The sequence below is a fragment of the Streptomyces lincolnensis genome, from assembly GCF_021173675.1.
GTDB classification, from domain to species: domain Bacteria; phylum Actinomycetota; class Actinomycetes; order Streptomycetales; family Streptomycetaceae; genus Streptomyces; species Streptomyces lincolnensis_B.
In genome coordinates this window covers 184,242-203,400 of the sequence record NZ_JAIHON010000014.1, presented here as the reverse complement: position 1 = coordinate 203,400, position 19,159 = coordinate 184,242, and the positions used below count along the sequence as shown (strand labels likewise).

At 70.3% G+C, this 19,159-nt stretch carries 24 protein-coding genes; 10 read left to right on the top strand and 14 right to left on the bottom strand.

Features of this window, described 5'->3' with window-relative positions; translation table 11 throughout:
- Positions 1-45: 45 nt before the first annotated feature.
- The gene (locus K4B79_RS36520) at positions 46-1,707 is read left to right on the top strand and encodes a threonine/serine exporter family protein (protein WP_232031719.1); all 1,662 of its coding nucleotides are present in this window, start codon (positions 46-48) and stop codon (positions 1,705-1,707) included.
- A gap of 28 nt (positions 1,708-1,735) precedes the next feature.
- Here K4B79_RS36520 and K4B79_RS36515 read toward each other — a convergent pair whose 3' ends face one another.
- Complete coding sequence (locus tag K4B79_RS36515) at positions 1,736-2,638, bottom strand: DedA family protein (protein WP_232031718.1); 903 nt, start codon at positions 2,636-2,638, stop codon at positions 1,736-1,738.
- Between the two features lie 133 nt (positions 2,639-2,771).
- On the opposite strand from K4B79_RS36515, the gene K4B79_RS36510 reads away from it, so the two are divergent.
- Positions 2,772-3,143, top strand: a complete 372-nt coding sequence (locus K4B79_RS36510) for a YbjQ family protein (protein WP_232031717.1) — start codon at positions 2,772-2,774, stop codon at positions 3,141-3,143.
- Between the two features lie 82 nt (positions 3,144-3,225).
- On the opposite strand, the gene K4B79_RS36505 is transcribed toward K4B79_RS36510, so the two are convergent.
- Positions 3,226-3,987: a MerR family transcriptional regulator gene (locus K4B79_RS36505; protein ID WP_232031716.1), complete on the bottom strand. Its 762-nt coding sequence runs from the start codon at positions 3,985-3,987 to the stop codon at positions 3,226-3,228.
- Between the two features lie 192 nt (positions 3,988-4,179).
- On the opposite strand from K4B79_RS36505, the gene K4B79_RS36500 reads away from it, so the two are divergent.
- Positions 4,180-5,592, top strand: a complete 1,413-nt coding sequence (locus K4B79_RS36500) for a glutamate decarboxylase (RefSeq protein ID WP_232031715.1) — start codon at positions 4,180-4,182, stop codon at positions 5,590-5,592.
- Between the two features lie 209 nt (positions 5,593-5,801).
- On the opposite strand, the gene K4B79_RS36495 is transcribed toward K4B79_RS36500, so the two are convergent.
- The 6 genes from K4B79_RS36495 to K4B79_RS36470 form a co-directional block, all read right to left on the bottom strand.
- Positions 5,802-6,563, bottom strand: a complete 762-nt coding sequence (locus K4B79_RS36495) for an ABC transporter permease (RefSeq protein WP_232031714.1) — start codon at positions 6,561-6,563, stop codon at positions 5,802-5,804.
- Entirely contained in the window at positions 6,560-7,510 is a 951-nt protein-coding gene (locus K4B79_RS36490; RefSeq protein ID WP_232031713.1) for an ATP-binding cassette domain-containing protein, read from the bottom strand. Before K4B79_RS36490 ends, K4B79_RS36495 begins: the two co-directional genes overlap by 4 nt.
- A gap of 97 nt (positions 7,511-7,607) precedes the next feature.
- On the bottom strand, positions 7,608-8,246 hold the full coding sequence (locus K4B79_RS36485; RefSeq protein WP_232031712.1) for a PadR family transcriptional regulator: 639 nt from the start codon (positions 8,244-8,246) through the stop codon (positions 7,608-7,610).
- Positions 8,247-8,271: 25 nt separating this feature from the next.
- Positions 8,272-8,820 (bottom strand): DinB family protein, encoded by a 549-nt coding sequence (locus K4B79_RS36480; RefSeq protein WP_232031711.1) that lies wholly within the window; start codon positions 8,818-8,820, stop codon positions 8,272-8,274.
- A gap of 96 nt (positions 8,821-8,916) precedes the next feature.
- Positions 8,917-10,377, bottom strand: coding sequence for an aldehyde dehydrogenase family protein (locus K4B79_RS36475; RefSeq protein ID WP_232031710.1), 1,461 nt, complete (start codon positions 10,375-10,377; stop codon positions 8,917-8,919).
- Positions 10,378-10,489: 112 nt separating this feature from the next.
- Complete coding sequence (locus tag K4B79_RS36470; RefSeq protein WP_232031789.1) at positions 10,490-11,314, bottom strand: helix-turn-helix domain-containing protein; 825 nt, start codon at positions 11,312-11,314, stop codon at positions 10,490-10,492.
- A gap of 344 nt (positions 11,315-11,658) precedes the next feature.
- Between K4B79_RS36470 and K4B79_RS36465 the strand changes: the two genes are divergently transcribed.
- On the top strand, positions 11,659-12,165 hold the full coding sequence (locus K4B79_RS36465) for an ATP-binding protein (RefSeq protein ID WP_232031709.1): 507 nt from the start codon (positions 11,659-11,661) through the stop codon (positions 12,163-12,165).
- Positions 12,166-12,258: 93 nt separating this feature from the next.
- Here K4B79_RS36465 and K4B79_RS36460 read toward each other — a convergent pair whose 3' ends face one another.
- The 5 genes from K4B79_RS36460 to rpmG form a co-directional block, all read right to left on the bottom strand.
- Complete coding sequence (locus tag K4B79_RS36460; protein WP_232031708.1) at positions 12,259-12,525, bottom strand: DUF397 domain-containing protein; 267 nt, start codon at positions 12,523-12,525, stop codon at positions 12,259-12,261.
- A gap of 271 nt (positions 12,526-12,796) precedes the next feature.
- On the bottom strand, positions 12,797-13,036 hold the full coding sequence (gene rpsR, locus K4B79_RS36455) for a 30S ribosomal protein S18 (protein WP_067437428.1): 240 nt from the start codon (positions 13,034-13,036) through the stop codon (positions 12,797-12,799).
- 7 nt (positions 13,037-13,043) lie between these two features.
- Positions 13,044-14,222, bottom strand: coding sequence for a CobW family GTP-binding protein (locus tag K4B79_RS36450; protein WP_232031707.1), 1,179 nt, complete (start codon positions 14,220-14,222; stop codon positions 13,044-13,046).
- Entirely contained in the window at positions 14,222-14,470 is a 249-nt protein-coding gene (locus K4B79_RS36445) for a type B 50S ribosomal protein L31 (RefSeq protein ID WP_232031706.1), read from the bottom strand. The genes K4B79_RS36450 and K4B79_RS36445 overlap by 1 nt, the downstream gene beginning before the upstream one ends.
- A gap of 6 nt (positions 14,471-14,476) precedes the next feature.
- Positions 14,477-14,641, bottom strand: coding sequence for a 50S ribosomal protein L33 (gene rpmG, locus K4B79_RS36440; RefSeq protein ID WP_033321692.1), 165 nt, complete (start codon positions 14,639-14,641; stop codon positions 14,477-14,479).
- A 62-nt stretch (positions 14,642-14,703) separates the two neighbouring features.
- Here rpmG and rpmB point away from each other — a divergent pair, with 62 nt between their 5' ends.
- The 4 genes from rpmB to K4B79_RS36420 all read left to right on the top strand — a co-directional run bounded on the left by rpmB (position 14,704) and on the right by K4B79_RS36420 (position 16,504).
- Positions 14,704-14,940 (top strand): 50S ribosomal protein L28, encoded by a 237-nt coding sequence (gene rpmB / locus K4B79_RS36435; RefSeq protein ID WP_232031705.1) that lies wholly within the window; start codon positions 14,704-14,706, stop codon positions 14,938-14,940.
- A complete protein-coding gene (rpsN, locus tag K4B79_RS36430) occupies positions 14,940-15,245 on the top strand; it encodes a 30S ribosomal protein S14 (protein ID WP_232031704.1) in 306 nt (101 codons plus the stop codon). Before rpmB ends, rpsN begins: the two co-directional genes overlap by 1 nt.
- A 96-nt stretch (positions 15,246-15,341) precedes the next feature.
- Complete coding sequence (locus K4B79_RS36425) at positions 15,342-15,863, top strand: hypothetical protein (RefSeq protein WP_232031703.1); 522 nt, start codon at positions 15,342-15,344, stop codon at positions 15,861-15,863.
- Positions 15,864-15,955: 92 nt separating this feature from the next.
- Positions 15,956-16,504: a DUF4232 domain-containing protein gene (locus tag K4B79_RS36420; RefSeq protein ID WP_232031702.1), complete on the top strand. Its 549-nt coding sequence runs from the start codon at positions 15,956-15,958 to the stop codon at positions 16,502-16,504.
- 35 nt (positions 16,505-16,539) lie between these two features.
- Here the strand turns inward: K4B79_RS36420 and K4B79_RS36415 are convergent, their stop codons facing one another.
- Positions 16,540-17,655: a DUF2786 domain-containing protein gene (locus tag K4B79_RS36415; protein ID WP_232031701.1), complete on the bottom strand. Its 1,116-nt coding sequence runs from the start codon at positions 17,653-17,655 to the stop codon at positions 16,540-16,542.
- Positions 17,656-17,721: 66 nt separating this feature from the next.
- Here K4B79_RS36415 and K4B79_RS36410 point away from each other — a divergent pair, with 66 nt between their 5' ends.
- Positions 17,722-18,348, top strand: a complete 627-nt coding sequence (locus K4B79_RS36410) for a LysE family translocator (protein ID WP_232031700.1) — start codon at positions 17,722-17,724, stop codon at positions 18,346-18,348.
- A 49-nt stretch (positions 18,349-18,397) separates the two neighbouring features.
- Complete coding sequence (locus K4B79_RS36405) at positions 18,398-19,129, top strand: Clp protease N-terminal domain-containing protein (RefSeq protein WP_232031699.1); 732 nt, start codon at positions 18,398-18,400, stop codon at positions 19,127-19,129.
- Positions 19,130-19,159 lie beyond the last annotated feature (30 nt).

The window sequence follows — 19,159 nt, the reverse complement described above, 5'->3', positions numbered from 1 at the left end:
GCATACTGAGGCGGGCTGAACGTGTCGTACAGGGAGCGCTACGCAGTGACGCAGGCGGAGGACCGCAAGCCGCAGACGGACGAGGCGAGGGGCGTCTTCGACCCCGAGATCACGTCCGAGTTCGCCCTTCCCGACGGGCTCGCCGTGCCCAGGACGGGGGCCGAGCCGGAGACCACCTCCGAGTTCGCGCTGCCCGACGGGCTCGACGTGCCGCACACGCCCGTCGCCGAGCCGGAGGGCTCGGCCTTCACCCCGCCGCGCACCTACAGCGCCCGGCACGCGCCGCCCGCCTTCACACCGCCGACCGGCATCCCCGTGGTGAGTTTGACCAAGGACCTGCCCTGGCAGGACCGGATGCGCACGATGCTGCGGATGCCGGTGGCCGAGCGGCCCGCCCCCGAGCCGGTGCACAAGGCGGAGGAGGAGGGCCCGGCCGTTCCGCGCGTGCTCGACCTGACGCTGCGTATCGGCGAGTTGCTGCTCGCGGGCGGTGAGGGCGCCGAGGACGTGGAGGCGGCGATGTTCGCCGTCTGCCGGTCCTACGGGCTCGACCGCTGCGAGCCGAACGTCACCTTCACCCTGCTGTCCATCTCGTACCAGCCGTCGCTGGTCGAGGACCCGGTGACGGCGTCCCGGACGGTGCGCCGCCGGGGCACCGACTACACGCGGCTCGCGGCCGTGTTCCAGCTCGTCGACGACCTCAGTGACCCCGAGGCGCACATCTCCCTGGAGGAGGCCTACCGGCGGCTCGCCGAGATCCGCCGCAACCGGCACCCGTATCCGGGCTGGGTGCTGACGCTGGCCAGCGGGCTGCTGGCGGGCGCGGCATCCGTGCTCGTCGGCGGTGACCTGATCGTCTTCGTCGCGGCGGCGCTCGGCGCGATGTGCGGCGACCGGCTGGCCTGGCTGTGCGCGGGGCGCGGGCTGCCGGAGTTCTACCAGTTCACGGTGGCCGCGATGCCGCCGGCGGCGATAGGGATCGCGCTGACGCTCGCCCATGTGGACGTCAAGGCGTCCGCGGTGGTCACCGGTGGGCTCTTCGCTCTGCTGCCCGGACGGGCGCTGGTGGCGGGCGTGCAGGACGGTCTGACCGGCTTCTACATCACCGCCGCCGCGCGTCTGCTGGAGGTCATGTACTTCTTCGTGGGCATCGTCGTCGGGGTACTGCTGATGCTCTACGTGGGCGTTCAGCTGGGTGCCAGCCTCGACCCCGACGCGGCCTTCGGCGACAACAACAGGCCCCTGTGGCAGATCTCCGCGTCGATGCTGCTGTCGCTGACCTTCGCGGTCCTGCTCCAGCAGGAACGATCCACCGTGCTGGCCGTGACCTTGAACGGCGGTGTCGCCTGGTCGGTGTACGGCGCGATGCACTACGTGGGCGAGATCTCGCCCGTCGCCTCCACGGCGGTGGCGGCGGGGCTGGTGGGGCTGTTCGGGCAGTTGCTGTCCCGGTACCGGTTCGCGTCGGCGTTGCCGTACACCACGGCGGCGATCGGGCCCCTGTTGCCCGGTTCCGCCACGTACTTCGGACTGCTGGCCATCGCTCAGAACAACGTCGACGCGGGGTTGGTGTTCCTGTCGCAGGCTGCGGCTCTGGCGATGGCCATCGCCATCGGGGTCAACTTCGGGTCGGAGATCTCCCGGATGTTCCTGCGGGTCGGCTCCGCCGAGAAGCGGAAGTCCGCGAAGAGGACGCGGGGGTTCTAGCGAGGGTGCCCCAGGGGGTGCTCCGGTTCTAGTAGCCCTGGTTGTTCGGGTACTGCTGCTGGTTGTTCGGGTACTGCTGGTTCTGCCCGCCGTAGCTCTGCGGGTACTGCTGGGCGTACGGCTGCTGTTGCTGCGGGGGCTGGCCGTAGTACTGCTGGTCGTGGCCGTTCTGCTGGTGGCCCGGCCGGCTCTGGTTGCCGTGGTTGCCGTAGGGCTGCTGCGGCTCGTCGGAGGACGGGATGCGGCGCAGCTGGGTCGTGGCGTCGTCCATCATCTGGGGGTACTGCTGGGCCGGGGGCGGGGCCGCGGCGCGCTTCTTCTTTCCGCGCTCGCGCAGGTACTCGATGATGATCGGGACGACCGAGACGATGACGATCAGGACGAGGATAGCCTCGACGTTGGTCTTGATGAACTCGATCTGGCCCAGCCAGTAGCCGGCGAGGGTGACACCGCAGCCCCAGGCCACACCGCCGATCACGTTGTACGTGAGGAAGGTGCGGTACTTCATGCGGCCGGCGCCCGCCACGATCGGGGCGAAGGTGCGCACGATGGGCACGAAGCGGGCCAGGACGATCGCCTTGGGGCCGTACTTCTCCATGAACTCGTGGGCCTTCTCCAGGTTCTCCTGTTTGAAGAGCTTGGAGTTGGGGCGGCTGAAGAGCTTCGGCCCGAAGAACTTGCCGATCATGTAGCCGACTTGGTCGCCGATGACGGCGGCCAGCACGATCAGCGTGCAGACCAGCCACAGGGGCTGGCTGATGAAGTTCCCCTCGGCCACAAAGAGACCCGCCGTGAACAGCAGGGAGTCTCCGGGCAGGAACGCGAAGAGACCCGACTCGGCGAAGACGATCAGCAGGATGCCGGGCAGGCTGAAGGTCTCGATCAGATAGTCGGGGCTGAGCCACTCGGGGCCGAGCGCGAGCGTGGTCACGGGAATGTGGCTCCTGCGTGTGGGGGTCGGGCTGGGACTGGCTGCCCAAAACTATCAACGCAGCCGCGGTGACCCAGGTTCCATGGGCGCCCACAGGATGCACTGTGGACGCGCTGGGACAAAGCTGTGGGCCATGGGTATCGAAGAATACGGCGGTGGTCAGGGGCCCCGGCCCGACGTGCTCGTGGTGACGACGAACGACGTGCCCGGCCATCGGGTCCAGGAGGTGCTGGGGGAGGTCTTCGGGTTGACCGTGCGGTCCCGGCATCTCGGCAGTCAGATCGGGGCCGGCCTGAAGTCGATGATCGGCGGTGAGCTCAAGGGGCTCACCAAGACGCTCGTGCAGACCCGCAACCAGGCCATGGAACGGCTGGTGGAGCAGGCCCGCGCGCGGGGCGCGAACGCCGTGCTGATGTTCCGCTTCGACGTCACGGAGGCTGCGGACGTGGGGACGGAGGTGTGCGCCTACGGCACGGCGGTGGTCCTGGTCCGGGAAGAGAAGTGATCCAGGCCCGGGAGGAGGGGGTACCGGCCCGGGAGTGAGAGTGGTCCCGGCCCGGGAGGAGGCCGTCCTCCCGGGCCGGGTGTCACGCGGCGCGGCGGGCGGCGTTCGCCAGGATCGCGTCCTTGAGGTGCTCGGCGAGCCCCGGGCGCATGGAGTCGTAGAACGCCTTGAAGCGCTCGTCGGACACATACATCTCGGCCAGGCACCGGTGCATCTCGTACGGGCATTCGTAGTACCAGGTGCCGATGTGCTGCCGGTGCTCCTCGGCCAGCTCCATGGCCCGCTCGCCGTCCGGCGATTCGCCCTCGGCCATCAGGGCCGAGTAACGCTCGGCCCAGTCGTTCGCCTCGGCCTGAAGGCGCTTCCAGTCCTCCTTGGTGTAGCGGGCCGCGCGGCGCTGTGACTCGGCGTACGCCTCCGTGCCGCCCCAGCGTCGCTCCGCCTCCTCGGCGTACTGCTCCGGATCCTTGTCGCCGAAGACCTCGAACCGCTCCTCCGGCGTGAGATTGATCCCCATCCTGCGTGCCTCCATGGCGTGCTCCACGGCCTCCGCCATCTGCCGCAGCTTCTCGATCCGGGCGGTCAGCAGTTCGTGCTGGCGGCGCAGGTGCGCGCGCGGGTCCGCGGCCGGATCGTCGAGCAGGGCGGCGACCTCGTCGAGCGGGAAGCCGAGCTCCCGGTAGAACAGGATCTGCTGCAACCGGTCGAGGTCGGCGTCGCTGTAACGCCGGTGTCCCGCGTGGTTGCGCTCGCTCGGGACGAGCAGGCCGATGTCGTCGTAGTGGTGCAGTGTGCGCACCGTCACTCCGGCGAAACCGGCGACCTGTCCCACGGGATAACTCACTTCTCCGCTCCCTTCTCGGTACGCACTCCACGGTGGATCCTCACGCCGCGTGAGGTGCAAGCCCGCTGCCCGGTCCCTGCGGATGTGGGGCTCCTTGTGCCCGCTTATCGTGAGCCCGTCGCCCAGGACACCGCGCGGCAGGACGGAACCCCGGGCCGTCGAGCGACGTCGATCCCTTCAGGAGGCACGCACATGCCGCTGCACCAAGGGCCGGAGAAGCCCGACGAGCGCCCGTTGTCCGTCAATCCCTTCTACGGCGAGGCCGACCCGGTCGGAGGAATGGCCGAGGCCCCGCCCAAGCACCGGCTCCCCGCCGTCCCGCTGCCGCCCTCGACCGCGTATCAGCTCGTGCACGACGAACTGATGCTGGACGGCAACTCCCGGCTGAACCTCGCCACCTTCGTCACCACCTGGATGGAGCCCCAGGCCGGCGTCCTGATGGATGAGTGCCGGGACAAGAACATGATCGACAAGGACGAGTACCCGCGCACCGCCGAGCTGGAGCGGCGCTGCGTGGCGATGCTCGCCGACCTGTGGCACGCGCCCGATCCCTCGGCGGCCGTGGGCTGTTCCACGACCGGGTCCAGCGAGGCCTGCATGCTCGCCGGGATGGCGCTGAAGCGGCGCTGGGCGCGGCGCAACGCCGACCGGTATCCGTCCAGGGACGTCCGCCCGAATCTGGTCATGGGTGTCAACGTCCAGGTCTGCTGGGAGAAGTTCTGCACCTTCTGGGAGGTGGAGGCCCGTCAGGTCCCCATGGAGGGTGACCGCTTCCACCTCGACCCGCAGGCCGCCGCCGAGCTGTGCGACGAGAACACCATCGGGGTGGTGGGCATCCTCGGCTCCACCTTCGACGGGTCCTACGAGCCGATCGCCGAGCTGTGCGCCGCCCTGGACGCCTTGCAGGAACGGACCGGCCTCGACATCCCGGTGCATGTCGACGGGGCGTCCGGCGCGATGATCGCGCCGTTCCTCGACGAGGACCTGGTGTGGGACTTCCGGCTGCCGCGGGTGGCCTCGATCAACACCTCCGGGCACAAGTACGGCCTGGTCTACCCGGGCGTCGGCTGGGCGCTGTGGCGTGATCAGGAGGCCCTGCCCGAGGAGCTCGTCTTCCGCGTCAACTACCTGGGCGGGGACATGCCGACCTTCGCGCTGAACTTCTCCCGGCCGGGCGCCCAGGTCGTGGCGCAGTACTACACGTTCCTCAGGCTGGGGCGCGAGGGCTACCGGGCCGTGCAGCAGTCCACGCGGGACGTGGCCCGGGGGCTCGCCGGGCGGGTGGAGGCGCTCGGCGACTTCCGGCTGCTGACCCGGGGCGAGGAGCTGCCGGTCCTGGCCTTCACGACCGCGCCCGGTGTGGAGGCGTACGACGTCTTCGACGTGTCCCGGCGGCTGCGCGAGCGGGGCTGGCTGGTGCCCGCGTACACCTTCCCGCCGAACCGGGAGGACCTGTCCGTCCTGCGGGTGGTGTGCCGCAACGGGTTCTCCGCCGACCTCGCCGAGCTGTTCGTGGAGGACCTGGGCCGCCTGCTGCCCGAGCTGCGCCGCCAGCCGCACCCCCTGACCCGGGACAAGGAGGCGGCCACCGGCTTCCACCACTGAGACGGCCGCCGCCACCCAGCCCCTGATCCTCCCGACCCCGCTCATGGAACCCTCCCCCGACGCGTCCTGCGCGATGCACTGTCATCTCTGGTACACCGCTCACCGCGCCGGGGTTCCCGTTCCAGCCGGACGACTTCGCGACCGGCCGACCACATCCCCGGCCGACCACGTGCCCGGCCGAGCCCTCAGCCGTACTACGACGTCCGGCCCTACTTGTTCAACGCCCCGAACCTGCGCACCGCCAGCGGAAGGAACACCGCCAGCAGCGCCAGCGGCCACAGCACCGCCGGCCAGACGTGCCCCGGCTCGCCGCCCTGCCCGCCGAACAGGTCCCGCACGGCGGTGGCCGTGTGGGACATGGGGTTCCACTCGATCACCGTGCCCAGCCAGCCGGGCATGGAGTGGGGGGTCGCGAAGGCGTTGGAGAGGAACCCGACCGGCCAGACCAGGATCTGCACGGCCTGCACCACCTCGGGTTTCCCGGCCACCATCGCCAGGTGGATGCCGATCCACAGCATGGCGAAACGGAACAGCAGCAGAAGCCCCAGGGCGCCGAGGAACCCCCCGGCCCCGCCGTGGGCCCGCCAGCCGAGCGCGAGGGCCACCCCGGTCATCACCAGCAGGCTGACCGCCGACTCCAGCATGTCGGCGACCGAACGGCCCACCAGGACCGCGCCGTTGGCCATCGGCATCGAGCGGAAGCGGTCGATGACCCCCTTGTTGAGGTCCTGCGTGACGGCCAGCATGGTCCCTTCGAGGCCGAACGCCATGGTCAGCGCGAGCATCCCGGGGACCAGGTAGTCGACGTAGTCCCCCTCGACGCCCCGGCCGCCGCCGACGAGGTAGCCGAACATCAGCAGGAGCATGACGGGGAAGGCGAGCTGGACCACGACCTGCACGGGCTGCCGTGCCCAGTGGGCGAGTTCGCGGCGGGTCATGGTCCAGGAATCGGTCAGCACATACGTGCTCACACGGCCTCCTTCACTCGGTCGTCGCCCGTGAGGTGCAGGAACACCTCGTCCAGCGTCGGGCGGCGCAGGGCCACGTCCTCCGCCTCGATACCGGCCTCCTCCAGCGCCCGTACGACACCGGAGAGCGCGGCCATCCGGTCGGTGACCGGGGCGCTGAGCAGCCGGCGGTCGGTGTCGACGGACACCTCCGACGCGGGCAGCGGCAACAGGGCCACCGCCGCGCCCAGCTGACCGGCGTCCCGCAGCACCACGTCGATGCGGTCGCCGCCGATCACCGCCTTCAGCTGGTCCGGTGTGCCGTCGGCGACGATCCGGCCCAGGTCGACCACGGAGACGCGGTCGGCGAGCTGGTCGGCCTCCTCCAGGTACTGGGTGGTCAGCAGGACCGTCGTACCGCCGCCGACGAGGGAGCGGACGGCGGCCCACACCTCCGTGCGGCCGCGCGGGTCGAGGCCGGTGGTCGGTTCGTCCAGGAAGAGCACCTCCGGTTCGGTGATGAGGGAGGCCGCCAGGTCCAGCCGGCGCCGCATGCCGCCGCTGTAGAGCTTGACGGCCTTGCGGCCGGTGTCGGCGAGGCCGAAGCGCTCCAGGAGCTCGTCGGCGCGCACGCGCGCGTGCCGGGCGCCCAGGTGGTAGAGGCGGCCGAACATGTCCAGGTTCTGCCGGCCCGAGAGCCCCTCGTCGAGGGCCGCGTGCTGGCCGAGGAGGCCGATGCGGAAGCGGACCGCCTGGGCCTCGGCCACGGCGTCGTGTCCGGCCACCTCGACCCGGCCGGCGTCGGGCCGCAGCAGGGTGGACAGGATCCGGACCAGGGTCGTCTTGCCGGCGCCGTTCGGGCCGAGCACGCCGTGGACGGTGCCGCGCGCCACCCTGAGGTCGAGTCCGTCCAGGGCGGCCTTGTCCCCGTACCGCTTGCGAAGGCCTTCGGCGACGATCGCGTCGGTCATATGGCTCCCTTCGGATCACGGAGCCTTGGTAATCAAGTTTGACTACCGGCATCCGGTGACGGAGAGTACGCCCGCGCGGGCGATTGGTCAAACTTGATTAGAAGTCGTCCTCCGGATGCCGCGCCCCCGTCGCGTACGGGTTCGGATCCGGGGTGCGGACGTCGACGAACGGATCGCCCTCGTCCGCGAAGGTGTAGGCGCCGCCCTCGATGCGCTCGATCAGCCCGTGGGTCCACTCGGCCTCGGAGTCGGCCGTATGGACCCACATGTTCATGATCTCGCCGATGTGCCCGAGCTGCTCGGGCCCCTCCTCGGGCACGTAGTGCTCGAGAACCCCGGACCGCCACTCCACGATCCGCCGGGTGCGCTCCTTGAGCAGGGCCACCGCCTCGGCCCGCGGCAGGTCTACGAGGAAACCGACGGCCGCCGTCTTCACGTCCCCGCGCTGGTCATAGGTGACCAGCGCCTCGCGCAGCATCCGGTAGTACTCCTCGATGCCCTGCTCGGTGATCTCGTACTCGGTGCGCGGCGGCCCGCCGACCGTGGACGGTGCGATCTCGTGCGCGTGCAGCAGACCCTGCTTGGCCATCTGCTTCAGGGCGTGGTAGATCGAGCCGGGCTTGGCGTTGGACCACTCGTGCGCGCCCCAGTACTCCAGGTCGCCCCGCACCTGGTAGCCGTGGGCCCGCCCGTGCATACGCACCGCGCCGAGCACGAGGAGACGGATCGCTGACATGCGGTCCAGCGTAGAACCAGAGGCCTCACCCCCAGTCGCTGCCCTGCTCCTTCGCCACCAGTTCGAAGGCCGTGGCGCCGTCCAGGGACTCGCGGACGATGTCGGCGTGGCCGGCGTGCCGGGCCGTCTCGCGGATCAGGTGCAGGACCAGCCAGCGCACGGAGACCGCCTCGCCCTGCGGGAACCAGGGCTCGTCCGGGAGCGGGAAGGTGTCGTCGAGGCTGGGCGCCGAGCGGACGAACGCCTCCGTCTCGGCGGCCACCTTCTCCCAGTACGCGAGCTGCTGCTCGACACTCTCGCCGTCGACCAGGGTGAAGCACTCGTGCCAGTTCGACTCGTCCCGCTTCACCGCGGGCGGCTCACCCTTGGCCCGGGCCACCCAGCCCTGTTCGACCTCGGCGACGTGCTTGAGCAGTCCGGCCAGGGACAGCTCACTCGCGCTGGGCCGGGACGAGGCCTGCTCGTCCGTGAGACCGAGCACCGACCGGCGGATGCCGCCGCGCTGCTCGGCCAGGAAGGAGAGCAGTGCGCCGCGCTCGTCGCCGTACGCCTCGGCTCGCACGTGAGTGACCATGACCGGCCGCCTTTCATGGGGTCCGTTTCCCTGACACCCATGACGTTACGGACCCTTGCGGTCAGGTTCTGTCCGCAAGGGTCCGAAGGCGTGCCGTCAGAACGGGAACCCGCTCCGCCCGTGCTGTACCGAGATCCACTTCAGCGTGGTGAAGGAGTCCGCGGTCGTGTCGCCGTTCAGGCGGCCGACGCCGGAGTGCTTCTCGCCGCCGAAGGGGACGAGGGGCTCGTCGTGGACGGTGCCGTCGTTGACGTGGAACATCCCGGTGTCGATCTGCTTGGCGAAGGCGACACCGCGCTCGATGTCACCGGTGTGGACGGCGCCGCTCAGACCGTACGGCGTGTCGTTGACGAGGCGGACGGCCTCCTCCTCGCCGTCGAAGGGGATGAGGAAGGCGACCGGGCCGAAGACCTCCTGCCGCAGCAGGGCGGAGTCGGCGGGGACGCCGGTGAGGACCGACGGCTCGACCAGGTTGTCGGTGGTGGTGCCGTGCACGAGGGCCGTGGCGCCCTCGGCGATGGCCTGCTCGACGACGCCCGACAGCGCGTCCGCCTGCGAGGAGTTGATGACCGGGCCGATGACGGTCTCGGGGTCGCGCGGGTCGCCCGTCTTGAGGGTCTTCACCTTGGCGACGAACTTCTCGGTGAACTCCTCCGCGACCGAGCGGTCCACCAGGATCCGGTTGGCGGCCATGCAGACCTGGCCCTGGTGGACGTAGCGGCTGAAGACCGCCGCGTCGACCGCGTAGTCGACGTCGGCGTCGTCGAGGACCACCAGGGCGCTGTTGCCGCCCAGTTCGAGGACCGAGCGCTTGAAGTTCGCGGCGCAGACGGTGGCGACGTGGCGGCCGACCTTGTCGGAGCCGGTGAAGGAGATGACCTTGGGGACCGGGTGCTCGATGAAGGCGTCGCCGATCTCCGCGATGTCGGTGATGACGACGTTCAGCAGACCGGCGGGCAGCCCGGCGTCCTCGAAGATCTTGGCGACCAGGGAGCCGCCGACGATCGGGGTGTTCTGGTGCGGCTTGAGGACGACGGCGTTGCCGAGGGCGAGCGCCGGGGCGACCGACTTGATGGAGAGCAGGAAGGGGAAGTTGAAGGGGCTGATCACGCCCACGACCCCGACCGGCACCCGGTAGAGGCGGTTCTCCTTGCCGTCGGTCGGCGACGGGAGGATCCGGCCCTCGGGGCGCAGCGCCAGGTGGATCGACTCGCGCAGGAACTCCTTGACGAGGTGGAGTTCGAAGGCGGCCTTCAGCCGGGTGCCGCCGAGCTCGGCGATGATCACCTCGGAGATCTCCTGCTCGCGCTCCTCGACGAGCCGGAGTGCCTTCTCGAACACCCCCCGGCGGGCGTACGGGTTGGTCGCGCCCCACGCCTTCTGGGCACGGGCGGCGGCCCGGTACGCCTCGTCGACCTCGTCGACCGTGGCTATCGTGATCGACGCCAGCTTCTCGTTGTCGTACGGGTTGAAGTCGATGATGTCCCAGGAGCCGGTGCCCGGGCGCCACTCACCGTCGATGTACTGCTGGGCCAGGTCGGTGAAGTACGACGACATGTGATCCCCAAATCGCTAGCAGACGCACGATCGACGTCACGGTCTGATCACGCGTCATCGTACTTGCGCGGCAAGCGAGTTGGGGACGCCGAGCAATGTTCTGGGGAGAACCCTAGGAGAGTTGGAGGAGACCGCGTAGAAGATCGCGGCTCTCGTCCGGCCCCGGACTGTCCTGCTGGAGCTCCTTGAGCGCCTTCTCGTACTGGGTGACGTCCTCGCGCTTGTCGAGGTAGAGCGCGCTGGTGAGCTGCTCCAGGTACACGACGTCCGACAGGTCGGAGTCCGGGAAGGACAGGATCGTGAACGCGCCGCTCTCGCCGGAGTGCCCGCCGAAGCCGAACGGCATGATCTGCAGGCGCACATTGGGCCGCGCGGAGATCTCGATCAGGTGCTGGAGCTGACCGCGCATCACCTCGCGGTCGCCGTAGGGCCGGCGCAGCGCCGCCTCGTCCAGGACGATGTGGACCTCCGGCCCGTTCTCGTCGACCAGGTACTTCTGCCGCTCCAGGCGCAACGCCACCCGGCGTTCGACGTCGGCCTCGCTCGCGCCCTGCATACCGCGCCGCACGACCGCGCGCGCGTACGCCTCGGTCTGGAGCAGACCGTGCACGAACTGCACCTCGTACGCCCGGATCAGGGCGGCGGCGCCCTCCAGGCCCACATAGGTGGGGAACCAGCTCGGCAGGACGTCCGAGTAACTGTGCCACCAGCCCGCCACATTGGCCTCCCGGGCGAGAGAGAGGAGAGAGGTGCGCTCCTGCTCGTCCGTGATGCCGTACAGCGTCAGCAGATCCTCGACGTCCCGTGTCTTGAAGCTCACCCGGCCCAACTCCATCCGGCTGATCTTCGACTCGGACGCGCGGATCGAGTAGCCCGCCGCCTCGCGCGTGATGCCCCGCGCCTCACGCAGTCGCCTGAGTTGCGAGCCGAGCAGCATGCGTCGCACCACCGATCCGGGCTCTCCCGCGCTCACGTTCGCCAGCCTCCCCAACCGTCTTCAGGGCCCGAAGTCTGCCACTAAAACACTCCGAGCAGTACTCGTCCGATTACAGAGATGGAAAGAAGCCAAAGTTTCCGCACAGGCCTGGGACAGGTTGTGGGAAGGAAAGGGCAAGAGGTAGGGGAGAGAGTGGCGGAAAAAATGACCAACAAGCGGTACGGGAGGGTCCAATTCGGTCGCGTGCACGTGCATCTGCCCTTGCATCTGCCGTACGCATCAGAAACCATGGTCTCGCGCCACCGCTGCATCGCAACGACCGCGAATTCCCGGGAGTGCCACGCATGGCTACGAATGGATCGACCATGCTCAAGCCGTTACGGCAGGGCCTTCCCCCGCTGGATCCCGCGGCCGTCTCCAGCGCCGCCTCCTGTGCTCTGCCCGCCCGCTACGAAGCGGTGCGCGAGGCACGGCAGTTCACCCGCAGAACGCTGGACCAGTGGGACCTGGGCGACCGCTTCGACGACGTGTGCCTGGTGGTCTCCGAGCTGGTCACCAACGCCCTGCGACACGCGCTGCCCGCCAACACCCCGCGCCCGGCCGAGCAGAGCGCGCCCGTTCGGCTGCATCTGATGCGCTGGACCGAGCGGTTGGTGTGCGCGGTGCGCGACCCCAGTGACGAGAGTCCCGTGGCGCGCGACACCGACGACTTCTCGGCGGAGTCCGGCCGCGGGCTGTTCCTGGTCGACTCCTTCGCCGACAGCTGGGGCTGGCACCCGCTCGCGGGCACGATCAGCGGCAAGGTCGTGTGGGCGATGTTCCGGCTCCAGCAGCCGCCGTCGGCCGAGTGAGGCCCCCGGGCGCTTTTTCGCGCCCGGGTTCTACGCGCGTTACGTAGCGCGAGGTGCCGATCGCCCTTTGTTACCGGGGGTGTTACCGGTCGGTCAGCCCGCTATGAGGTGATCGAACTCGCCGTCCTTGATCCCCAGCAGCATCGCCTCGATCTCGGCCCGGGTGTAGACGAGCGCGGGACCGTCGGGGAAACGCGAGTTGCGGACGGCGACGTCACCGCCGGGCAGCCGGGCGAACTCCACGCAGGAACCCTGCGAGTTGCTGTGCCTGCTCTTCTGCCACGCCACCCCGTTCAGCCGGGTGGCGGCCATGCCGTTGTACACGCCGGACGCGTCAACGTCGTACACGTCGTGGTCCACAGGTCGCTCCCCGGTGGTGCACTGGCTGGTGAGGCCATTGATGCCATTGAAACGGTGGTCAACTGATCCGGATCATAGCTCTGTTCATGTGCTGATGCATGGGCAGATGCACTCGCAGATGCACGTGCACGCGGGGTGTTCCCGCGGTTACAGCTTTGACGGGCGCTGTGCCGCTCCTACGCGCCTCTCAGGGAAGAGACGCGTAAGAGCCCGATCCTGTTCCACCTACTGCTCTGCGTGGGGGCCTCGGGGCCTGCGGCCGCGGGGGTCTTCAGCGGCTGGAGCTGGAGTACGGCAGCAGCGCCATCTCCCGCGCGTTCTTGATCGCTCGGGCCAGCATCCGCTGCTGCTGGGCGCTCACCCGGGTGACCCGCCGGCTGCGGATCTTGCCGCGGTCGGAGATGAACTTCCGCAGCAGATCGGTGTCCTTGTAGTCGATGTAGGTGATCTTGGCCTGGTCCAGCGGGTTGGGACGGTTCTTGACGGGCTTGCGCTCGGGCTTGCGGGGCATGGCGGGGTCAGACCTCCAGGAGGGTGTCGAAGGCGGGCGGCAGCTGCTTCCAGGCGTCGCGGCCCGCGGCGTACTCGGCGTCGGTCAACAGGCAGGACTCCAGCAGCCGTTCGAGTCCGTCGCGGTCGAGCCCGGGGGACGTGAAGACCAGGTGCTGGCAGCAGTCGCCGTGCTCGGCGTGCCAGTCCATGGCGGCCGCCGCCCGGCGCACGGGCGGGACCATCTCCCAGGCCGCGTCCGGCAGGGAGGCGAGCCAGGGGCCCACGCTCTCCACGCACAGGGCGCCGCCGGCCGCGTCCCAGTGCAGCAGGACGTCCGGCTTGTCGGCGAGCCAGAACCGGCCCCGGCTGCGGGCGGCGGCGCAGGTGATGTCCTCCAGGGCCGCGTAGAGCCGCTCCGGGTGGAAGGGGCGGCGGCGGTGCCAGACGAAGGTGGCGACGCCGTGCGCGTCGGCCTCGGCCGGGAGCAGGGCGCAGGCCGGGTGCTGGGCGGCCGCCGCGGCCTCCACGTCGAAGCCGGCCAGGGCGGCCCGGACCAACGGCGGTTCCGCCGGGCCGCGCCGCGGGTACCGGGTGCCCGCCAGGTCCGTCGGGTGGCCGCTCCCGATCGGGACCTGGCGGGCGGTCGGGTGCAGCTGGGCGAGCAGCTCGCGGTCCTCGTCGTCGGCCTCCGGGGAGTCGGCGATCGCCAGGACGGGCGCGTACTCCAGCTGGCGTGCGAAGGTGTCGGCGACCGTCCGCTGGTCGGTGGCCGCGGCGGCCAGGCCGCCCTCGGCGAGGTCGTCGCCGTTGGCGAGGTAGGGCAGCACGAGCGCCGGGTCGACGGCGGTGATCACGCCGGTGACGATGAGCCCGCCGGCCGCGACCACCTCCGCCATCGCCTTGGGCTCGACGGAGTCCCACAGCTCGACGATCGCGAGCCGGGTCGTGCCGTCCTCGGCGAGCAGGCGCAGCTCGGGCACCAGGTCTTCCCTGAGCGCACAGCACGCGCAGTCGTTGACGAGGGGCGTCTCGCCCGCGGACAGGACGCCGCAGGCGTCGCGAATCGTCCGTACGACCGTGCCGGCCGCGGCCGTCGACAGGTCGTGGTGGAGTACGACGCTGCCCGGGACGTCGGCGAGCAGCTGCTCGACGGCTGCCTTGCGGGCGTCGGCGTGCAGTCCGCCGACGATCACGACGGAGAGCATCAGCCCTTCTTTCCGTACCGGCGCTCGAAGCGCTCCACGCGGCCCGCGGTGTCCAGGACGCGAGCCGTGCCGGTGTAGAAGGGGTGGCTGACGTCCGAGATCTCGACGTCGACGACCGGGTAGGTGTTGCCGTCCTCCCACTCGATCGTCTTCTCGCTGGTCATCGTGGACCGGGTCAGGAAGGTGTAGTCCGCGGCACGGTCACGGAAGACGACCGGACCGTACTCGGGGTGGATTCCCTTGCGCATGACGGATCAGCGCTCCTCTCGGAAGTCGACGTGACGGCCGACCACCGGGTCGTACTTGCGCAGGGTCAGCCGGTCCGGGTCGTTGCGACGGTTCTTGCGCGTCACGTAGGTGAAGCCGGTCCCCGCGGTGGACCGCAGTTTGATGACCGGACGGAGTTCGTTGCGTGCCATGCTGCTATCTTACTGAAAATGAATTCCATTTACGACACCGGCTCAGGAGAGGTGCATCACCCGTGTCCGCCCACTGCATGCTGACCGGAGCCCAGCCCGGCTTCGGCAACCGCATCTCGCACTCCCACCGGCGCACCTCGCGCCGCTTCGACCCCAACATCCAGTCCAAGCGCTACTGGCTGCCGAGCGAGGGCCGCCACGTACGGCTGAAGCTGAGCACCAAGGGGATCAAGACCGTCGACACGATCGGCGTCGAGGCGGCCGTGGCCCGGATCCGCGCGCGGGGGGTGCGTGTCTGATGGCGAAGAAGAGCAAGATCGCGAAGAACGACAGGCGCCAGGAGGTCGTCGCCCGGTACGCCGAGCGCCGCGCCGAGCTCAAGGAGATCATCCGGCGCCCCTCCTCCACGGAGGACGAACGGCTCGCCGCCCAGCAGGAGTTGCGCAAGCAGCCACGCGACGCCAGCGCCACCCGGGTACGCAACCGCGACCAGGTGGACGGACGGCCGCGCGGCTACTTCCGCACGTTCGGACTGTCCCGGGTGAACCTGCGCGGACAGGCGCACGCCGGGTATCTGCCGGGGGTGCGCAAGTCGTCCTGGTGAGGACCGGCGCTCGGGGGCTCCGCCTTCTAAAGGTGCCCTGGTAGCTTGCTGCGGTCCTCCCGGTCATCGGGCGACCGCAACAGCTTGGGGGCTTCCATGACGTGGGCGACTTCGGATGCGCGCCGGCGGGTGCGGGTCGTCGCGGCGGCCGCGGGGCTCGCCGGTGCGCTCGTCCTGACGGCGTGCAGCGACGACGGCGGTTCCGACGACGGCAAGGCCTCGGCCACGCCCAGTGCGTCCGCCTCCGCGAGCGCGGACACCGGCGGCGGGAGCGTGTCCGGGTCCGGCGGCTCGGACGGCTCCACGGGCGCCGCCGGAAAGCTGGCCGGGAGCTGGGTCACCACCTCCGGCGGCAAGATCGTGGCGCTCGTCGTCAACGGCAGCGAGGCCGGGCTCTTCGCCACCGGCGGCAGCGTGTGCAGCGGTACCGCGGGCACCGACACGGTCCGCCTCACCTGCACGGACGGCAGCAAGGACCGGGCCGACGGCACGGTCGACTCCGTCAGCGGTACGACGCTCAAGGTGACCTGGAAGAGCGGGCTCGGCACGGAGACGTACACCAAGGCGGAGGGCGGGTCACTGCCCAGTGGGCTGCCTACGGCGAGTTCGGGGTCGTAGGCGGGCAGTTGGACGGGGGGCGGCGGCCGTCTCGCGCGCTTTGTGCGTGATGATCCTCGGGTACCGCCGTTTCGGATGCTTCGGAGACCCCCATGCGCGCCACTTCCCTCGTCGTCACCGCTCTCGCCGCCGCACTCCTGCTGACCGCCTGCGACAGCGGCGGCAGTGACGACAACGGAGGCGGTGGGAGCGGCGGCGGAGGTGCCAAGAAGGACGGCGGTGCCTGCGCGATCGGCACGATGGGCGTCGAGGTCGGGCCGGCCGACGTCGCGCCGGCCGTCGGGGACACGGGCAACGTCCCCGTGTCGCTCACCAACCAGAGCGCGCCGTGCACGCTTCAGGGCGTCCCCGGGGCCACCCTCAAGGGTGGCGGCACCTCCGTGCTCGTCGGGGCCGCCGCGGGCGCCGGGAAGGAGAAGGTGACCCTCGCCAAGGGCGAGAGCGCCACCTTCACCCTCACCTACGTCAAGGGCGGCGGCGCAGACGGCAAGAGCCTCGCCGCGACGAGCCTGCGGATCGGCCTCCCCGGCACCGACGAGGTGAAGGACTTCCCGTGGAAGTACGGCGCGGTGGCCCTGAAGTCCGGCACGCCGCAGGCACCGGACGCGTCGGTGGGCCCCTTCACGCGCGCGGGTGACTGAGCGGGTCGCCGAGGACGTGCGGGTCGCCGAGGACGTCAGCGCAGCGGTCGTCGGGCCCTGACCTGGGCCCGGTCGGCCGCCTCCGTGCCCTCAGTCCAGCCGGCCTCGTCGCTGACGCCGCGCAGCCGGGTGGTCGTCGTCTCGGGGAACATGCGGTCCAGGCGGTCGGTCACGGCGACCTCGCGGGTGGCCAGGACGGGCAGCAGGTCCTCGCTCACGGGGGTCTCGGCGGCGGCGCGCAGCCGGGTGCCGACGTGGTGGGCGTAGGCCGCGAGGAACGACTGCCGGAAGGTCTTGGTCCGCCTGCGGCCGCCCGCGCGCTGTGCCGCCTCCGCCTTCGTCATGGCGGACTGCGCCTGCACGAGCAGCGAGGTGTAGAGCAGTTCGACCACCTCCAGGTCCGCCTCGAAGCCCACCACGGTGGAGAAACCGAGGGGCTCGTTCCACACGGCTCGGCAGTGGTTGACGGTGGCGACCGCGTCCAGCAGCACCGCCTTGGCCTGTTCGTACGGCGGTTCGACCCCGATACGGCAGGCTCCGGGCGCGTCGTGCGTGGGCGCCCGGGCGTCCAGCAGCGCCTCGTCCACGCTGTAGCGGGCCGTCAGCTCCTGTGCCTTGGCGGTGAGCGCCTCGGCCTCCTCGGGGAAGCCGGTGGCCTCCGCCTTGGCGAGGAGCGCGCGGATGCGGGCCAGCATGCGGGAGTCGCCGTGCTCCCGCCGCGCTCCCCGCCCCGGCTCCGCCGGCGAGTCCTCCAGCGGCTCCAGCGCGGGCAGCCGTAGCAGCAGCCGGTACAGCTCCAGGACCGCGGTGGCGTGGGAGAAACGGTCGGCGCGGGGCGCGGTGTCGGGCGTGAGCGCCTCCAGCTGCGCCCTCCAGCGGGGCCCGCGCGCCCGGTCGTCCGCCGCCTGCGCGCGGATCAGCTCCGACACCAGGCGCAGGTGTACGTCGTCCAGCTCGCGCCGCACGATCCGTACGACGTCGGCGGGCTGCCAGCCGCGCCGCCAGGCCGCCGCCACGAACTCCCGGCCCCGGCGGGCGAGTTCGGCGTCGCAGGCCGGGTCGGCGGCGAGAAGGGAGGCGCCGGTGTCGAGGGCGCTGTCGTCATCGGCGTAGAGGCAGGCCTCGAAGGCGCGGTCGACGGTGCTGGTCACGGACCGATCGTCTCACTCCTCGAAAATCGGTCGCTCCCCCATACCCCGGCTCGAAACATGGCCCGCATGGTGGACATGAATCTGTATGTGGCGTTCCTGGTCGCCGCCTTCGCGCTGTGCATCACCCCCGGCCCCGACATGATGTTCATCGTGGCGATGGGCGGACGCGGCGGCCCCACCGCCGGGGTGATGGCCGCGTTCGGGGTGGCCTGCGCCATGCTCGTGCACGCGATCGCCGCGGCGCTCGGCCTGTCGGCGCTGTTCCTGACGCTGCCGACGCTGTACCACGTGCTGCGCTGGGCGGGTGCGGCCTATCTGCTCTATCTCGCCGTGAAGGCGTTCCGGGACCGGTCGATGCCGGGCGAGGAGGGGGCGCCGGCGGGGCCGGGGATGCGGCGGGCGTTCTGGCAGGGGGCCGTCACCAATCTGCTCAACCCCAAGGTGATCCTCTTCAACGTGGCGTTCCTGCCGCAGTTCGTGGACCCCTCGCTCGGTCACGTGCGGGGCCAGTTCCTGGTGCTCGGCGTGACGATCGTCGTCATGGGGTTCCTGTGGGACGGGTTCGTGGGACTGCTGTCCGGGCGGCTGGCCGGGCTCCTGCGGCGCAGCAGGCGGGTCAACCGGGCGCTGAACATCGTCTCGGGGACGGTGTTCGCGGGGCTGGCGGTGCGCTTGGCCGCGACACCCAAGTAGAGGCAACCTCTGGTTGACACCCTTCCACTGTCAACCTAAGGTTGACAGCATGACGAACTCCGACATCACGTCGTCCGTACGGCTCGACGACCTCATCGCGGCCATCAAGAAGGTGCACGCCGAGCCCCTCGAACAGCTCCAGGACGCGGTGATCGCCGCGGACCACCTCGGGGACGTGGCCGACCACCTGATCGGCCACTTCGTGGACCAGGCCCGTCGCTCGGGGGCCTCCTGGACCGACATCGGCAAGAGCATGGGGGTGACCCGGCAGGCGGCGCAGAAGCGGTTCGTGCCGAAGGAGTCGGCGGACCTCGATCCCAGCCAGGGCTTCCAGCGGTACACCCCGCGCGCCCGCAACGTCGTCATGGCCGCCCACAACGAGGCCGTCGCCGCCCGCAACCCCGAGGGCCGCCCCGAGCACCTCGTCCTCGGCCTGCTCGCCGAACCCGAGGGCCTGGCCGCCAAGGCGATCACCGCGCAGGGCGTCCTCCTCGACGCCGTACGCCAGGCCGCCGCCGCCGTGCTGCCGCCGGCCGCCGAGGAGGTCCCGGAGCTCATCCCCTACGGCACCGAGGCCAAGAAGGTCCTGGAACTCACCTTCCGCGAGGCTCTGCGCCTCGGCCACAACTACATCGGCACCGAGCACATCCTGCTGGCCCTGCTGGAGTTCGAGAACGGCGAGGGCGTCCTGTCCGGCCTGGGCATCACCAAGCCCACGGTGGAGGAGAACATCACGGCGGCGATCGCCAAGATCCAGGTGAAGTTCGAGAACGAGAGCTGAGACGCGTCCACGAGGGCCGTTGTCAGACCC

Bases quoted from the DNA above. Each gene is read 5' to 3' on its own strand.
- K4B79_RS36510 (WP_232031717.1), top strand. From the start codon at position 2,772: ATGGGTATCGAAGAATACGGCGGTGGTCAGGGGCCCCGGCCCGACGTG.
- K4B79_RS36500 (WP_232031715.1), top strand. From the start codon at position 4,180: ATGCCGCTGCACCAAGGGCCGGAGAAGCCCGACGAGCGCCCGTTGTCC.
- K4B79_RS36490 (WP_232031713.1), bottom strand. From the start codon at position 7,510: ATGACCGACGCGATCGTCGCCGAAGGCCTTCGCAAGCGGTACGGGGAC.
- K4B79_RS36485 (WP_232031712.1), bottom strand. From the start codon at position 8,246: ATGTCAGCGATCCGTCTCCTCGTGCTCGGCGCGGTGCGTATGCACGGG.
- K4B79_RS36480 (WP_232031711.1), bottom strand. From the start codon at position 8,820: ATGGTCACTCACGTGCGAGCCGAGGCGTACGGCGACGAGCGCGGCGCA.
- K4B79_RS36475 (WP_232031710.1), bottom strand. From the start codon at position 10,377: ATGTCGTCGTACTTCACCGACCTGGCCCAGCAGTACATCGACGGTGAG.
- K4B79_RS36470 (WP_232031789.1), bottom strand. From the start codon at position 11,314: ATGCTGCTCGGCTCGCAACTCAGGCGACTGCGTGAGGCGCGGGGCATC.
- K4B79_RS36465 (WP_232031709.1), top strand. From the start codon at position 11,659: ATGGCTACGAATGGATCGACCATGCTCAAGCCGTTACGGCAGGGCCTT.
- rpsR (WP_067437428.1), bottom strand. From the start codon at position 13,036: ATGCCCCGCAAGCCCGAGCGCAAGCCCGTCAAGAACCGTCCCAACCCG.
- K4B79_RS36450 (WP_232031707.1), bottom strand. From the start codon at position 14,222: ATGCTCTCCGTCGTGATCGTCGGCGGACTGCACGCCGACGCCCGCAAG.
- K4B79_RS36445 (WP_232031706.1), bottom strand. From the start codon at position 14,470: ATGCGCAAGGGAATCCACCCCGAGTACGGTCCGGTCGTCTTCCGTGAC.
- rpmG (WP_033321692.1), bottom strand. From the start codon at position 14,641: ATGGCACGCAACGAACTCCGTCCGGTCATCAAACTGCGGTCCACCGCG.
- rpsN (WP_232031704.1), top strand. From the start codon at position 14,940: ATGGCGAAGAAGAGCAAGATCGCGAAGAACGACAGGCGCCAGGAGGTC.
- K4B79_RS36425 (WP_232031703.1), top strand. From the start codon at position 15,342: ATGACGTGGGCGACTTCGGATGCGCGCCGGCGGGTGCGGGTCGTCGCG.
- K4B79_RS36420 (WP_232031702.1), top strand. From the start codon at position 15,956: ATGCGCGCCACTTCCCTCGTCGTCACCGCTCTCGCCGCCGCACTCCTG.
- K4B79_RS36410 (WP_232031700.1), top strand. From the start codon at position 17,722: ATGGTGGACATGAATCTGTATGTGGCGTTCCTGGTCGCCGCCTTCGCG.
- K4B79_RS36405 (WP_232031699.1), top strand. From the start codon at position 18,398: ATGACGAACTCCGACATCACGTCGTCCGTACGGCTCGACGACCTCATC.